Source organism: Bradyrhizobium sp. LTSP857 (assembly GCF_000938285.1).
Lineage (GTDB): Bacteria > Pseudomonadota > Alphaproteobacteria > Rhizobiales > Xanthobacteraceae > Bradyrhizobium.
In genome coordinates this window covers 180,501-196,482 of record NZ_JYMS01000019.1, presented here as the reverse complement: position 1 = coordinate 196,482, position 15,982 = coordinate 180,501, and the positions used below count along the sequence as shown (strand labels likewise).

The 15,982-nt window shown below is 63.5% G+C and carries 13 protein-coding genes; 4 read left to right on the top strand and 9 right to left on the bottom strand.

All coding sequences use genetic code 11. The features are described 5' to 3' along the window. Positions 1-59: 59 nt before the first annotated feature. Both UP06_RS10670 and UP06_RS10665 read right to left on the bottom strand, forming a co-directional pair. The gene (locus UP06_RS10670) at positions 60-1,556 is read right to left on the bottom strand and encodes a metallophosphoesterase family protein (RefSeq protein ID WP_045002498.1); all 1,497 of its coding nucleotides are present in this window, start codon (positions 1,554-1,556) and stop codon (positions 60-62) included. A gap of 273 nt (positions 1,557-1,829) precedes the next feature. Further along, positions 1,830-2,033, bottom strand: a complete 204-nt coding sequence (locus tag UP06_RS10665) for a hypothetical protein (RefSeq protein WP_045002497.1) — start codon at positions 2,031-2,033, stop codon at positions 1,830-1,832. A 194-nt stretch (positions 2,034-2,227) separates the two neighbouring features. Here UP06_RS10665 and UP06_RS10660 point away from each other — a divergent pair, with 194 nt between their 5' ends. After that, positions 2,228-3,604: a leucyl aminopeptidase family protein gene (locus tag UP06_RS10660; RefSeq protein ID WP_045002496.1), complete on the top strand. Its 1,377-nt coding sequence runs from the start codon at positions 2,228-2,230 to the stop codon at positions 3,602-3,604. Then, positions 3,597-4,451 (top strand): C40 family peptidase, encoded by an 855-nt coding sequence (locus UP06_RS10655; RefSeq protein ID WP_045002495.1) that lies wholly within the window; start codon positions 3,597-3,599, stop codon positions 4,449-4,451. Before UP06_RS10660 ends, UP06_RS10655 begins: the two co-directional genes overlap by 8 nt. A gap of 7 nt (positions 4,452-4,458) precedes the next feature. On the opposite strand, the gene UP06_RS10650 is transcribed toward UP06_RS10655, so the two are convergent. From UP06_RS10650 to UP06_RS10625, 6 genes are all read right to left on the bottom strand, one after another. Further along, entirely contained in the window at positions 4,459-6,096 is a 1,638-nt protein-coding gene (locus UP06_RS10650; RefSeq protein WP_045002494.1) for an ABC transporter ATP-binding protein, read from the bottom strand. 3 nt (positions 6,097-6,099) lie between these two features. After that, a complete protein-coding gene (locus UP06_RS10645) occupies positions 6,100-7,278 on the bottom strand; it encodes an ABC transporter permease (protein ID WP_045002493.1) in 1,179 nt (392 codons plus the stop codon). Then, positions 7,278-8,387: a microcin C ABC transporter permease YejB gene (locus UP06_RS10640; protein ID WP_045002492.1), complete on the bottom strand. Its 1,110-nt coding sequence runs from the start codon at positions 8,385-8,387 to the stop codon at positions 7,278-7,280. Before UP06_RS10640 ends, UP06_RS10645 begins: the two co-directional genes overlap by 1 nt. 4 nt (positions 8,388-8,391) lie before the next feature. Then, the gene (locus UP06_RS10635; RefSeq protein WP_045002619.1) at positions 8,392-10,278 is read right to left on the bottom strand and encodes an extracellular solute-binding protein; all 1,887 of its coding nucleotides are present in this window, start codon (positions 10,276-10,278) and stop codon (positions 8,392-8,394) included. 14 nt (positions 10,279-10,292) lie between these two features. Next, positions 10,293-12,188, bottom strand: coding sequence for an ABC transporter substrate-binding protein (locus UP06_RS10630; RefSeq protein ID WP_045002491.1), 1,896 nt, complete (start codon positions 12,186-12,188; stop codon positions 10,293-10,295). Positions 12,189-12,399: 211 nt separating this feature from the next. Then, positions 12,400-12,954, bottom strand: a complete 555-nt coding sequence (locus tag UP06_RS10625; RefSeq protein ID WP_045002490.1) for a c-type cytochrome — start codon at positions 12,952-12,954, stop codon at positions 12,400-12,402. 232 nt (positions 12,955-13,186) lie between these two features. Here UP06_RS10625 and UP06_RS10620 point away from each other — a divergent pair, with 232 nt between their 5' ends. Both UP06_RS10620 and UP06_RS10615 read left to right on the top strand, forming a co-directional pair. Beyond that, positions 13,187-13,927: a 3-deoxy-manno-octulosonate cytidylyltransferase gene (locus UP06_RS10620; RefSeq protein ID WP_045002489.1), complete on the top strand. Its 741-nt coding sequence runs from the start codon at positions 13,187-13,189 to the stop codon at positions 13,925-13,927. A 21-nt stretch (positions 13,928-13,948) separates the two neighbouring features. Beyond that, positions 13,949-14,794 carry a prephenate dehydratase gene (locus UP06_RS10615; protein WP_045002488.1) on the top strand — a complete coding sequence of 282 codons (846 nt, stop codon included), beginning with the start codon at positions 13,949-13,951 and terminating at the stop codon, positions 14,792-14,794. 4 nt (positions 14,795-14,798) lie between these two features. Here UP06_RS10615 and UP06_RS10610 read toward each other — a convergent pair whose 3' ends face one another. Next, entirely contained in the window at positions 14,799-15,815 is a 1,017-nt protein-coding gene (locus UP06_RS10610) for an LLM class flavin-dependent oxidoreductase (RefSeq protein WP_045002487.1), read from the bottom strand. Positions 15,816-15,982: the final 167 nt, after the last annotated feature.

Genomic DNA, 15,982 nt, shown 5'->3' with positions numbered 1-15,982 from the left:
AACGCGTCAGCAATAGACTGTTAACCCTAATGGCCGGTTAACGCAGGGCTCCGGCTGCCTTACGCCGGCGTTTCCGGCGGCACCTCACCGCCGAGGGCCAGATCGAGGCCGAGCACACGCGCTTGCCGGTTCAGATCCCGCAACAATTGGAGCCTCTGTCGCTCCTCACCCTGAACATCGACACCCTCGCGCGGCATCCTCGGCCATCTCCGCAGATGGTCGCGATTGATCAGGCGGTTGGCGCGAAGCTCGTCGAGCTGAACCCGATCGATGCCGAGCACATCGCCGGATTGCCCGATCAGTTGATGGAGCAGCGCCCAGATTGCTGCCAGCGCCTCGACGTCAGGATTGGGTCCCGATTTCGCGAACTTGCCGTCGATATCCGCCCAGGCATGGGAGGTGACGAGATAGGTGTAGAGAGCGTCCGCCCAGCTTGGCTCGCCGTCATCGTAGAAGGCGCGGCGCGACAGCAGCCGGCGGGCCAGCGCCAGCACCTGATCCCGCTTCAGCGACGCGCATGAGGCAATCTCGATCACCGACTGGAAGGCGGGATCACGAGAAAAATCGCGTCCCGCCGGAAGCCTGATGAGGCCGTCGGGCAGGTTCGAGTCGAGCGGCTTGAAGCCGCTATTGTTGCGCGGTCGCGAGTAGCGGGCGATCGCGAACCGGTACTCCGGCCGCCCGGCCTCAGACGCTCGACCGAAATGGATGATGTTGAAGCCGGCATCGTCGCCGGCCTGCCCGGTCGAGGACGGACAGGAGAGCACATAGATCGTGCGCCAGAAATCATCGCCGCCACTCCGGGTCGCACGCGGATCGGGGATCGAATAGCGGGCGAGACCCTCGACATGCCGGTGTCCGTGCAGGACCAGATCGACGTTGAGCGAGGTGGCCGCTTCGAGAAATGTCGCGGGCGCGGCGAGATACATCAGCGGCTCGTCCGGAACGCCGAGAAACCGCTTTCCCTCGCCGGTCGCCTGCGGCAGCGGATGATGGTGCATCGCCAGCACGCGCACCAGGTTTTCGGCGGGCTCAGAATAGTCGGCGCGTCCGGCCGAACCAAGACTGCCTGCGAGCTCGATGCTCAGCCGGGCCGAATCCGCGACCAACGCTTTGTAGGCATTCTCATCGATATTGCCGCTGGCAAGAGTCGTCAGGCTTGCGCTGTTGGAGTCCAGCAGCACCAGATCGAGACCGGCCTGGCGGTAATAGACGCTCTTCGAGGTCCGCGGCAGATGCAGATAGTCGTAGGCGTCATGCCGGCCGCCGCGCTGGCTCGGACGCTTGACGTCGTGATTGCCGGCGACCGCCTGGATGTCGGTGAACAGACCGGTCTGCCGGAAGGACGCGATGACCGCGAGCGCTTCGTCGAGCGCGCGCGGTGTCGGATCGTTCACGAGATCGCCTGTGATCAGCAGGATGCGATCGGGCACGTCCGCGAAGTCCGCCATCCTCTCGCGGATCGCGCCGGTGAGGGCCTCGACCGCCGCCAGCAGCCGTCCTGACCCATCCAGATGCAGGTCGGATATCTGCGCAATAACGAACGATCTATCCATTTTGCGCCGCTCATTGCGAATGCTGCGTCGCCCAAACGATTGAGAGAAATGCGTTCGACGAAGAGGTTCCGGCCGGTATCAATCGAGATCGGTATCAACCGGGATGCGAGAGCGTGCCTGCGCTCGATGCGTGCAGAAACGCACAACACAATTTAAAATATTTAGTAATAATGCCACAACCGCAGCGCTAGTAAAGCCCTGCGGCAGCGCCGTCGTGAACGGCAGTTCTCACATCGGATACGAGATGGTCCGTGCGTGGTTTCACCAGCCCGGTCAATATTCGATGGCGAGACGCTTGCGGATTTCGTCAATGCGCTTGTCGAGCGCGTCGAACCGCGCATGAACCGATCGGTCGTGGAGATAGAAGACGTAGCCGCCGGCGAGGAACGCGAAGACCCAGTGGTGATGCTCGACATAGCCAAAGACCGCCTCGATGGCCTGACCAATGAAAGTGACCACGCTCCACACAAATTCCATCGCAATTCCTCCCGGCACGCTTCGTCTTCGGTCACCGGTGCTTTGCGCGCACCTGCTTGGCGACCGCTGTCCGGAACCTAGCATGGCACCTCCAAAGCGAGTAGCGGCTCGCTGAACGGTGACCGCAAGCCGATTGCAGCCATGGCGAAACTCTGCGAAGTCTCCTGCAACCGAATGACCTTGCGGACCCGCCAATGCCTTCCGTCTTCGAGACCTCCTCAACTGCCACGCCCATCACTTTCGTCACCAAATCGAGCTGGGATCAGGTCGCCGAGACGCTGCCGCCGGCGCAGCGCCAGTTCGCCGCCGCGAGCGCCTTTGCCGCCAAGCCGGGCGGCTATCTCGCGCTGCCGGCGCCCGACGGCGCGATCGCGCAGATCCTGTTCGGTCTCGAGGACGACGGCGCCCGGTCGCGTGACCTGTTCCGGCCGGGCGCCCTGCCCGGCCTGCTGCCGCCGGGCACCTATCGCTTTGCCAATGCACCGCACGATGCACGGCTGGCGGCGCTGGCGTTTGCGCTTGGAAGCTACCGCTTCGCCCGTTATCGCAAGGCTGATCGCCCCGACGTCCGGCTGGTGCCGCCGGATGGTGTCGACGCGACCGAGATCAGCCGCATCGCGGATGCCGCCATGCTGGCGCGCGACCTCATCAACACGCCGGCCAACGACATGGGGCCGGAGGAACTCGCCGCGGCCGCGCAGGCGCTCGCCGCCGAATTCGGCGCAAGCTTCACCTGCATCGTCGGCGAGGATCTAAAGGTCAAGAACTTTCCGTTGATCCATGCGGTCGGCATGGCCTCCGACCGCGCGCCACGGCTGATCGACATCGTCTGGGGCGATCCTGCCCATCCCAAGGTGACGCTGGTCGGCAAGGGCGTCTGCTTCGACACCGGCGGGCTCGACCTGAAGCCGTCGAGCGGCATGCTGATCATGAAGAAGGACATGGGCGGCGCCGCCAACGTGCTGGCGCTGGCGCGCATGGTGATGGATGCGAAGCTGAAGGTCCGGCTGCGCGTGCTGATTCCGGCGGTCGAGAATGCGGTCTCCAGCAATGCCTTCCGCCCGCTCGACATCTTCACCTCGCGCAAGGGCATCACAGTCGAGATTGGCAACACCGACGCCGAGGGCCGGCTGGTGCTCGCCGACGCGCTGGCGCTGGCCGACGAGGAGAAGCCGGACCTGCTGATCGACCTGGGCACGCTGACGGGCGCCGCGCGCGTCGCGCTGGGGCCGGATTTACCGCCCTTTTACACCAATGATGAGACCCTGGCGGGAGACGTCGCGCGTTGCGCGGTGAAGGAGAACGATCCGTTGTGGCGCATGCCGCTGTGGCCGCCTTACGATGCGTGGCTGGACTCCAAGACGGCCACCGTCACCAACGCACCGTCCGGCGGATTTGCCGGCTCGATCATTTGCGCGCTGTTCCTGCAGCGCTTCGTCGAGCAAGCGAAGAGCTGGCTGCATGTCGATATCTACGGCTGGACGCCATCGGCGAAGCCGGCGCGACCCGAGGGCGGCGAATGCCAGGCCGCGCGCGCCATCTACGCATTGCTGAGCGAGCGCTATGCATGATCCAAAATACGATCCAAGGCTGACACCGGCGCGGGGCGACCTCGCCGCGAAATATCTCGAAGGCAAGGTGCAAGCCGATCGCTTCGTCACCGGCGAGGAATTCGAGGTGGTCGAGCCGATTGCGCCCATGCGCGAGCAGCCCTCCTCGAACGCGATGCTGATGACGGAAGCGCTGCGCGGTGAGCGGGTCACGATCTACGACCGCAACGGCGAAGGTTGGGCCTGGGGCCAGCTAGCCGGCGATGGCTATGTCGGCTGGCTACCTGATGCAGCGCTGATGAAGCCCCTGGCCGCGCTGACACACAAGGTGAGCGCACTCCGAACATTCGCCTTCCCCGGCCCCACGATCAAGCTGCCGCCGGCCGACACGCTGGTGCTGGGATCGAAACTCGCGGTGGCGCGGGAGGACGGCAGTTTCGCGGTGACGCGCGACGGAACATTTTTGCCGAAGGCGCATCTTACACCGCTCGATCATCGCGAACCGGACTTCGTCGCGGTCGCCGAGCGCTTCGTCGGCACGCCCTATCTGTGGGGCGGCAAGAGCAGCCTCGGCATCGATTGCTCCGGCCTGGTGCAGGTCTCGCTGACGGCCGCAGGCATCGGCTGCCCGCGCGACAGCGACATGCAGCAGGCGGGCCTCGGTCGCGCGCTGGAACAGCACGAGATGGGCAAGCTGCAGCGCGGCGACCTGATCTTCTGGAAGGGCCATGTCGCGATCGTCCGCGACGCCAGCACGATGGTTCATGCCAATGCGCATCACATGGCGACGGTGATCGAGCAGACCGAGCCGGCGATCGCGCGCATCAGGCAGGCCGGCAGCGAGGTCGCTGCGATCAAGCGGCTTTGACGGGACCCTACGTCGCCACCGAACCGTCGCCTGCCGCCTCGATTCGGAACGCTGCTGCAAACAGCGCACGGGTGTAATCGGTCTTCGGTGACTTGAATAGCTCGGCCGCCTGGCCCTCCTCGACCACCTTGCCGCCGCGCATCACGATGAGGTGGCTGGCGAGCGAGGCGACGACGCGCAGATCGTGCGAGATGAACATGTAGGTAAGGTCGCGCCTGCGCTGCAACTCACGCAGCAGGTCGACCATCTGCGCCTGGATCAACATGTCGAGTGCGCTGGTGGGCTCGTCCAGCACGACGAAATCCGGCTCCAGCACCATCGCGCGCGCGATGCTGATGCGCTGGCGCTGACCGCCGGAGAATTCATGCGGATAACGATAGCGGGTGTCCGGCTTCAGCCCGACATCCTCGAGCGCCTTGACGACGCGCGCCTCGCGCTCTTCGCGCGACAGGTTCGGCGGATGCACCGAGAGGCCTTCGCCGACGATGTCGGCAACCGACATGCGCGGGCTGAGCGAGCCGAACGGGTCCTGGAACACGATCTGCATATCGCGTCGATAGGGCCGCATCTCCTTGAAGCGCAGGCCCTGGATGTCTTTCCCCAGGAACACGATCCGCCCGTTCGAGGAGATCAGCCGCATCAGCGCCAGCCCCAGCGTCGTCTTGCCGGACCCGGACTCACCGACGACGCCGAGCGTCTCACCCTTGCGCACGGCAACGCTGACGCCATCGACCGCCTTGATGTGGCCGACCGTCTTGCGCATCAAGCCGCGCTTGATCGGAAACCAGACCTTCAGGTCGCTGGCCGACATCACCACCGGCGCGTCCGGCTGCGGCGGCGCTGGATCTGGCTTCGGCTCCGCCGCAAGCAGGTCGCGCGTATAGGGATGTTTCGGGCTCTTGAAGACCTGCTCGACCGGCCCCTGCTCGACGATCTTGCCACCGTTCATCACACAGACATGGTCGGCGATGCGACGCACGATGCCGAGGTCGTGGGTGATGAAGAGCAGGCTCATGCCGAGCCGCGCGCGAATTTCAGCTAGCAGCGCCAGGATCTGCGCCTGCACGGTGACGTCGAGTGCCGTGGTCGGCTCGTCCGCGATCAACAAGTCAGGCTCGTTGGCAAGCGCCATCGCGATCATCACGCGCTGGCGCTGGCCGCCGGAGAGCTGGTGCGGATAGCTCTTCAGCCGCGTCTCCGGCTCGGGGATACCGACCTGGGTCAGCAGCTCCAGCGTACGCTTGCGCGCCTCGGCATTACTGGTCGGATTGTGCAGCTGGATGATCTCGCCGATCTGCGCCTCGATCGTGTGCAGCGGATTGAGCGAGGTCATCGGCTCCTGGAAGATGATGGAGATGTCGCTGCCGCGAACCCCCCGCATCTGCTGCTCGGACTTGTCGATCAACTCCTGTCCCTTGAAGCGGATGCTCCCCGAGGGGTGCGAGGCATTCGGGTAAGGCAACAGCTTGAGGATCGACAACGCGCTGACCGACTTGCCCGACCCGGACTCGCCGACCAGCGCCACGCACTCGCCGCGCTTGATCTGGAACGAAACGTTATCGACGGCAAGCGTCGTTGCGCCGCCTTGGTGGAAAGCCACCGAGAGGTCGCGGACGGCAAGCAATGGCTGGTTGATCGCGTCCATCTTCTACCTGAACGTCTTGCGCGGATCGAAAGCGTCGCGCACGGCTTCGCCGATGAAGATAAGGAGCGACAGCATGATCGCGACCGAGAAGAAACCGGAGAAACCGAGCCACGGCGCCTGCACGTTGGCCTTGGCCTGCGACAACAGCTCGCCCAGCGACGGCGAGCCCGGCGGCAGACCGAAGCCAAGGAAATCGAGGGCCGTGAGCGTCATCACCGACGAGGAGACGATGAACGGCAGGAACGTCATCGTCGCGACCATGGCATTCGGCAACAGATGCCTGAACATGATGACAGCGTTCGATACGCCGAGCGCCCGCGCCGCCTGGATGTACTCGAAATTGCGGCCGCGCAGGAATTCCGCGCGCACCAGGCCTACCAGCGACACCCAGTGAAACAGCACCATGATGCCGAGCAGGATGAAGAAGCCCGGCGGCAGCACGGCCGATATGATGAGCAGCAGATAGAGATAAGGGATGGCGTTCCATATCTCGATGAAGCGCTGAAACAAAAGATCGATCCAGCCGCCGAAATAGCCCTGCACGCCACCGGCGAGGACACCGATGACGGAAGACACGATCGTGAGGATGAGACCGAACAGCACCGAGATGCGGAAGCCGTAGATCATCCGCGCGACCACGTCGCGGCCCTGGTCGTCGGTGCCGAGCCAGTTGTATTCGAGATCACGGCAACTCTTCAGCCCCTTCTTCTCCACCACCGGCTTGCATTGCGCTTCCGTCAGCATCCAGGTGGGCGGCGACGGGGCCGGCGTCGGCAGATCGAGATTGTGGGTCCCGTAAGAGTAGCGGATCAGCGGCCAGACGATGCTGCCACCCTTGTCCTTGATCAGCTTCTGCAAATAGGGATCGCGGTAATCGGCCGCGGTCTCGAAATCGCCGCCAAAGGTCGTCTCCGAATAGGTGACGAAAGCGGGCCAGTAGAGATGGCCGTCATACTTGATCAGGAACGGCCGGTCGTTGGCGATCAGTTCGGCGCATAGCGACACCACGAACAGGACCATGAAGATCCAGAACGACCAATAGCCGCGCCGGTTCGCCTTGAAATTCTGCCAACGCCGCTTGTTGAGTGGTGATGGCACAAACGGCTTGCGCGTGATCGGCACGGCTTCGCCGAGCGGCGATTTCACGGTGGTCTCGATCGGGGTCGGGGCGGTAATCGTCATCACACCTCCCGCGCCTCGAAATCAATCCGGGGATCGATCCACATATAGGTCAGATCCGAGATCAGATTGACGACGAGCCCCATGAGCGAAAAGATGTAGAGCGTACCGAACACGACGGGATAATCGCGGTTGAGCACGCTCTCGAAACCGAGCAGCCCGAGCCCGTCCAGCGAGAAGATGGTCTCGATCAAGAGCGATCCCGAGAAAAAGGCACTGATGAAGGCGCCAGGGAAGCCCGCAATCACGATCAGCATCGCGTTGCGGAAGATGTGGCCGTAGAGCACCTGATTCTCGCTACAGCCCTTGGCTCGTGCGGTCATGACGTACTGCTTGCGGATCTCGTCCAGGAACGAATTCTTGGTGAGAAATGTCATGGTCGCGAAGGCGCCGAGTGCCAGCGAGATCAGCGGCAGGGTCAGGTGCCAGAAATAGTCGATGATCTTCCAGTACCAGGGAAACTGCGACCAGCCGTCCGACGTCAGTCCGCGCAGCGGGAACCAGTTGAAGAATGAACCGCCGGCAAACAGGATGATCAGCAGGATCGCAAACAGGAAGCCCGGGATGGCGTAACCGAGCACGATCACCGCCGAGGTCCATGTATCGAAGCGTGTGCCGTCCTTGACCGCTTTGCGAATGCCGAGCGGAATCGAGATCAGATAGGTCAGCAGCGTCAGCCAGATGCCAAGCGAGATCGAAACCGGAAGCTTCTCCTTGACGAGCTGGATCACGCTCACCGTGCGGAAATAGCTCATGCCGAAATCGAAGCGCGCGTAATTCCAGACCATCAGCGCGAAACGCTCGGGCGCCGGCTTGTCGAAACCGAACTGCACTTCCAGCTTCTTGATGAACTCGGGATCGAGTCCCTGAGCGCCGCGATATTTCGAGCTGACCGCGTCGCCGCCGGGGCCACCCTGCCCCGGTGCACGCTGCGCGAAATCGCCGCCGCCCGAAATGCGCGAGCTGCCGCCGGTATCGGCGCCGGAGAGCTGTGCGATCACGCGCTCGACCGGGCCGCCGGGCGCGAACTGCACGACGACGAAGGAGATGAAGAGAATTCCGAGCAGGGTCGGAATCATCAAGAGAATACGGCGGGCGATATAGGCGCTCATGTGCTTACTTCGCCTGATCGAGCTGGGCGGTCTTGGCGGGATCGAACCACCACAGGGTTCGCTCGCCGACGCCGCTGGCGTAGTCGCTGATGGCGTAACGCGGCAGGTTCTTGGGATGGCCGAACACGTCCCAATAAGCCAGCCGGTGACTGGTGTTGTACCACTGCGGCACCCAATAGCGGCCGGCGCGGAATACGCGGTCGATCGCCCGGCATGCCACGGTCAGGTCATCGCGCGTCTCGGCCGCCATGGCCTTCTCGACCAGCGCGTCGATCGCCGGATCGGCAACGCCGGCCAGATTGTACGAGCCCTTCGTCGCTGCGGCCTGCGAGGTGAAATAGGTTCGCAGGCTGTCACCCGGCGTCGCCGACATGCTCAGGCGCTGGATGGTGACATCGAAGTCGAACGACTCGACCCGCGCGCGGTATTGGACGGCGTCGACGAGGCGAAGGTTGGCGTCGATCCCGAGCGTGTTCAGATTCTTGAGGAAGGAGGCGTGGTGCGGCTGGAACGACGCTTCGTCGATCAGGAACTCGATGGCAAAGACTTCGCCATTCGGCAACAGCCGCTTGCCATCCTTGGCCGTGAGCTTCGCTTCCTGGAGCAGTTGCTGCGCCTTGCGCAGGAGATTGCGGTCCTGACCCGAACCGTCAGACGCCGGCGGCACGAACGGTTCGCCGAACACCTCGTCCGGAACCTTGCCGCGGAACGGCTCGAGCAGCTTCAACTCCTCGGGCGACGGAGGCCCTTCGGCGACGAGATCCGAATTCTGGAACGGCGAGAACGTGCGCGCATAGGCGCCGTACATGATGGTCTTGTTGGTCCACTCGAAGTCGAACGCGTAGTTGATCGCTTCGCGGACCTTGGGATCCCTGAATTTGTCGCGCCGCGTGTTGAAGAACCAGCCCTGGCCGCCCGACGGCGTTTGATCCGGGACCTGCTCGCGTTTGACGCGGCCGTCCTTGATGGCGGGAAAATCGTAGCGCGTCGCCCAGATGCGCGAGGTGAATTCCTCGCGGAACAGATAGTTCTTGCCGGTAAAACCCTCGAAGGCGACGTCGCGGTCGCGATAGAATTCGTAGCGGACCACGTCGAAATTGTTGCTGCCGCGGCAGACCGGCAGGTCGGCGCCCCACCAGTCCTTGACCCGTTCGAACTCGATGTAGCGGTTGATCTCGAACTTGCCGACCTTGTACGGGCCGGAGCCCAGCGGCGCATCAGTCGACGATTCCTCGAACGGCCGGTTCGCGTAATAGGCCTTCGAAAAAATCGGCAGGCCCGCCGCATAGAGCGGCACGTCACGCGCCCGCTTCTCGGCGAAGGTCACGACAACGGTGGCATCATCGACCGCCTCTGCGCCCTTGACGTCGCGCATCTGCAACTGGATCAGCGGATGACCCTTCTCCTTCAGCACGTTGATGGAGAAGGCAACGTCGTGCGCGGTCAACTTCGAGCCGTCGTGAAACTTTGCCTCGGGCCGTATGGTGAAGCGATAGGCGAGCCTGTCAGGCGATATCTGCACCGACTTGGCGGCAAAGCCATACATGCCATCAGGCTCGTCGCCGGCGTGCGCCATCAGCGAGGCGAACGTCAGATCCATACCCTGCGCGCCCTCGCCCTTCAAAACGAAGGCATTGAGCGAATTGAACGTGAAATAGGACTGGTTATAGGCGCGCACCGACGGGATGAGCGAGAACGTGCCGCCCTTCGGCGCGTCGAGATTGACATAGTCGAAATGGTGGAAGTCGGCGGCATATTTGAGATCACCGAACGCCGAGATGCCATGAATCTCGGCCGGCATCTCCGACGCCGCCGCGCCGCGCAGCCACGCGGCGCCGAGCACGCCGCCAGCACCCAAAGCCAGCACATGCCGGCGTGACAGCTGCGCGATGCGCAAAGGCTTCCTCAAGATCGTTTTCCGATACGCGCCGCTTTTTCAGTGTCGTACCACCACAGCGTCGGCAGTCCGGACCGGCCGTATTTCGGCATCGGCTCGGCATGGCTGAAGCGGTCCCAGCGGGCATAGCGCGCGAACGGATAGGTGAACTGAGGCACCACGTAGAAATTCCACAGCAGCACGCGATCGAGCGCGCGCGTTGCGGCGACGAGACCGGCGCGATCCTTGGCGAAGATCACCTTCTCGATCAGCGCATCCACGGCCGGGTTCTTGATGCCGATGGTGTTGCGCGCACCGGGAACGTCGGCGGTCGCCGAGCTCCAATATTCGCGCTGCTCGTTGCCCGGCGAAAGCGACTCGCCCCATTGATCGATGATCATGTCGAAGTCGAAGCTGCGCAGCCGGTTCTGGTATTGCGCGTCGTCGACCATACGGATCGACGTGCTGACGCCGATCCGCTCCAGTGACGGCTTGTAGAACAGCGCGATGCGCTCGGACGAGGGATCCTGGATCAGGATCTCGACAGTCAGCGGTTTGCCGGACGAATCGGTCAGCTTATGATCGCGGATTTCGAGGCCGGCCTCCTTCAGGAGCTTTGCCGCCTCGCGCAAATTGGCGCGCACCGCTTCCGGATTGCCACCGACAGGATTCTGGTAAGGGGTCGTGAAGACTTCCGGCGGGACTTTGTCTTTGACGGTTTCGAGGATTTGCAATTCCTCGCCCTGAGGCAGACCGGTCGCGGCGAGCTCCGTGCCTTCGAAATAGCTGTTGATCCGCTTGTACTGACCGAAGAACAGCTGCTTGTTCATCTCCTCGAAGTCGAAAGCGTAGTTGAACGCTCGCCGCACCCGCGCATCCCTGAACTGCTCGCGCCTGTTGTTGACCACGAAGGCCTGCATGCGGCCGGAATCGTTGATCGGAAATTCTTCCTTGAGCACCCGCTTCTCGGCAACCGCCGGGAAGTCGTAGGCCGTCGCCCATTGCTTGGCGGAATTCTCCGCAATCCAGTCGGCCTGATCCGCCTTGAACGCTTCCAGCGCGACCTGGTTGTCGCGGAAAAACTCGAAGCGCAGCTCGTCGAAATTGTTCTGGCCGATCTGGCTCGGAACGTTGGCGCCCCAATGGTCCTTGACCCGCTCGAGCTTGACCGAACGTCCCGCCACAAATTCCTTGATCCGATACGGCCCGGACCCCAGCGGAATCTCCAGCGTGGTCGTGCCGACGTCGCGCTTCCGGCCCTGCGCGTCTGTGCCTTCCCACCAATGCTTCGGCAGCACGGTCAACTCGCCGACGATGGTCGGCAATTCCCGGTTGCCCGGCCCGTCGAAGCTGAATTTGACATCCCGCTCGCCCACCTTCTCCGTCTTTACCACGTGACGATAGTAGGACGCATACATCGGACTTTGCTGCTTGAACGTCTCCAGCGAGAAGATGACGTCTTCCGGTGTCACCGGCTTGCCGTCATGCCAGCGGGCTTCCTTGCGCAGGCGATAGATCACCCAGGAAAAATCGTCGGGATGCTGGGCCGATTCGGCAAGTTCGCCGTACTCGGTCGCGACCTCGTCCTGCGCCCGGGTCATCAGCGTTTCGTAGATCATGGCCGCCGCCGGTGCGAGCGCACCCTTGATGCCGGCAACCGCGAGATTGAAATTGTCGAAGGTCCCGATCGAGATCAGGCGCGCGACGCCGCCCTTGGGCGCATCCGGATTGACATAGTCGAAGCGCTTGAAATCGGCCGGATACTTGATGTCGCCGAACAGCGACAAGGCATGGCGCCAGGGTAGCTCACTCGCGGATTGCGCCTGGGCTGCGCCGATGATGGAAACACCGGCTGCGGAACCGATGGCGGGAAGCGCAGCGACGGCGGCGCCGGTGAGCAAGAGATCGCGTCGGGTAATGGCCAAATCAACATCCCAGTCTTGAAGGAGGTTACCCCTTTAAGGGCTCAATATAGGCGAGGTTTCGACCGAATATGTTGCTTTTTCCTCATGTTGGAAGCCCCGCCCGGCGGTTCGCTGCGGCGAAACGCCCCGATAACAACGTCGAGAGGCCTGGATACGGAAACGGCCAGGCTTTTCAGCCTGGCCGCACATCCAAGATCGATGCCGAGGAGCCTTACTTCGCCGCGGTGGGCAGCGGCTTCGGGCTATCAGAGAGGCTGTTCAGGTAAGCGATGACGTCGGCGCGCTCGCTGTCCTTCGGGATGCCGGCGAAGCCCATCGCGGTACCGGGGACAGTGCCCTTAGGATTGGCAATGAACTTGTTGAGCGCCTCGAAATCCCAAGTGCCGCCCTTGCTCTTCATGCCGGCCGAGAAGTTGAAGCCGCCGCGGCCTTCGCCGACGTGGTCGCCGACGACGCCAAAGAGGTTCGGGCCGACGCGGTTCGGGCCGCCCTTTTCGAAGGTGTGACAGGCGCCGCACTTCTTGGCGGCCGCCGCGCCCTTCTCGACGGAGGCGGTCTGGAGCAGCTTTTCGATCGGCTCGGAGGGCGCGGCCGCGGCTGCAGCACCTTCCTTGTCGCCGGCCACTTCCTTCACGGCGATCTCGAAGCCTGGCTTTTCCGGAAATTTCGGCGAGAACAGCGCCTGGGCGGTGAAGCTCGTCACCAGCAGAATAAGACAGGTGCCGAGCACGGCACCAAGAATCTTGTTGAGTTCGAAAGAGTCCATTTCCGGCCAGGCCCCACACCGCAAGAAGGAACAGCGGCCAAGCGGCCGCCAGGACGAGCCTCGGGAGAATCAAACGTTCCTTATTGTTTCCCCGAGTTTTGCCATTGAGATATCGGTTTGCCCGTGCTCTGGCAACCCGTATAAGCGACCCCGCTTTCGGCCCGTCCCCACTCCATTTCTCGACGCGGAAAACGTCCCGTTTCCAGGCCCTTGAACCCAAGCCTTTGAGCTCATGACCGATCCTCGCATCCTGGTGCTGATCCCGGCCCGCATGGCTGCCACCCGCCTGCCCGGCAAGCCGCTTGCCGATATCGCAGGCCTGCCGATGATCGTGCATGTGATGCGCCGCGCCGAAGCCGCCAGCATCGGCCGGGTCGCGGTCGCAACCGACACAGCGGAAATCGCTGCCGTCGTGACCGCCCATGGCGGCGAGGCCGTAATGACCCGCCCGGACCACCCGTCCGGCTCCGACCGCATCCACGAGGCCATGCAGAAGCTCGATCCGGACGGCAGGGCCGAGATCGTGGTCAATCTCCAGGGCGATTTCCCGACGATTGCGCCCGAGAGCCTCCGTGAGGTGCTTCCCCCCTTCGCCGATCCCGCGGTCGACATCGTGACGCTGGCTTCGCAGATCCACACCGAGGAGGAGGACCTCGCGCCCAGCGTCGTGAAGGCCGTCGGCACCCGCATCGGCCCCAGACGGCTGCGGGCGCTCTATTTCACCCGCGCCACCGCCCCTCATGGCGACGGACCGCGCTACCACCATATCGGCGTCTATGCCTACCGCCGCGCCGCGCTGGAGCGGTTCGTGTCCCTGCCGCCCTCGCCCCTGGAACGCCAGGAGAGTCTGGAGCAGCTGCGGGCCGTGGAGGACGGCATGCGGATCGACATCATGATCGTCGACAGCGTGCCGCGCGGCGTCGACACGCCGCCCGACCTCGAAACCGCCCGCAGCATCCTTTCCAAATCCTGAGCCGCTGTTACAAGGCCGATCATGAGCAAGATGAAGATCGCATTCCAGGGCGAGCCCGGAGCCAATTCCCATATCGCCATCGTCGAGGCCTATCCCGACGCCGAACCGCTGCCCTGCGCCACCTTCGAGGACGCGCTGTCGGCGATTTCGTCGGGTGAGGCCGATCTCGGCATGATCCCGATCGAGAATTCGGTCGCCGGCCGCGTCGCCGACATCCATCATCTGCTGCCGGCCTCCGGCCTCTTCATCGTCGGCGAATGGTTTCTGCCGGTCCGGCATCAGCTCATGGCTGTGAAGGGCACCAAGCTGTCCGACATCAAGAGCGTCGAGAGCCATGTGCATGCGCTCGGCCAGTGCCGGCGCATCATCCGCAAGCTTGGCATCAAGGGCATCGTGCACGCCGACACCGCCGGCAGCGCCCGCGACATCTCCGAGCGCAACGACAAGACGGTCGCCGCGATTGCCTCGCGCCTGGCCGCTGAGATCTACGGCCTCGACATCCTGGCCGAGGATATCGAGGACGAGGCGCACAACACCACACGTTTCGTGGTGCTGGCACGCGAGCCGAAATGGGCCGCGCAAGGCTCGGGCCCGCTGGTCACCACTTTTGTTTTCCGGGTGCGCAACCTCCCGGCCGCGCTCTACAAGGCGCTTGGCGGCTTCGCCACCAACGGCGTCAACATGACCAAGCTCGAGAGCTACATGGTCGACGGCAATTTCTTCGCCACGCAGTTTTATGCCGACGTCGATGGCCATCCTGAGGACAAGGGCCTCGCATTCGCGATCGAGGAGCTGAAATTCTTCTCGCGCGAATTCCGCATCGTCGGCGTGTATCCCGGCCATCCGTTCCGGGCGACGATGGAGTAGCGGCTTACGCCGCCTGCTTCGCTAGCCCGAACGCATCCGCCAGCAGCGAATACGACTTCTTCCGCGCGTCGTGGTCATAGACCGCGGTGATCACCATCAGTTCGTCCGGCTTGCTCGCATCAATCAGCGGCTGAAGCTTTTTCTGCACGGTCGCCGGGTTGCCGACGAACAAGCGCGAGCGGTTGCGAGCAATCGAGGTGCGCTCGGAATCCGTATAGGGATAGGCCAGCGCCTCCTCGACGCTCGGCAGCGGCAGATATTGGCCGCGGTCGCGGCGCAGGCGGTTGAGATCGAAAGAACTCGCGAGCCTCTCAGCCTCCTCGTCGGTATCGGCAGCGATCGCGGCGACTGCGAGGATCGCTTGCGGGCTCACGCTCCAGGCCGAGGGCTGGAAGCGGTTGCGGTAATGCACCATCGCGTCGATCGCATCATGAGACGCAAAATGATGCGCGAAGGCGAAGCCCATGCCGACTTGCGCCGCCAATTCCGAGGAATAGTCGCTGGAGCCGAGCAGCCAGATCGGCGGCAGTGGCGTGTCGTCGGGCATCGCGACGACGTTGTTGTAGGGATGGCCCGAGGGGAATTCGCGGGTCTGCCACAGGATCAGTTCGTGCAGCCGCTCGAGGAAATCGTCGCCCTCGCGGCGATCGAGGCGACTTCTGAGAGCGTACGCCGTGGCACCGTCGGTGCCGGGCGCACGGCCAAGTCCGAGATCGATGCGGCCGGGGAACAGCGCCTCCAGCATCTTGAAGCGCTCGGCCACAACCAGCGGCGCGTGGTTGGGCAGCATCACGCCACCGGAGCCGACGCGGATGTGCTTCGTCACGGCTGCGATCTGCCCAATCATTACGTCAGGCGCGGGGCTCGCGACGGAGGCGAGGTTGTGATGCTCGGCGAGCCAGTAACGGACATAGCCGAGCCCATCGACATGGCGCGCCAGATCGATGCTGTTGCGCAGCGCCGCGGCGGGTTTTGTGCCTGACGTGACGACGGAAAGGTCGAGGACTGAGAGCGGGATCATGGCGCGTTAACGTAATGGAGGGCCGCCCGGCGGCAATGGGCAGACTGCGCAGATCTGACGTGTGTGGGCCGGGCGCCGGCTTGGCCGGCCAAGGCGGGACGTTGGGACAAGATTAGGCTCGGCAGCAACAGATTCAAACTGCCCACGAAGATAGGAGATGCCCGAAA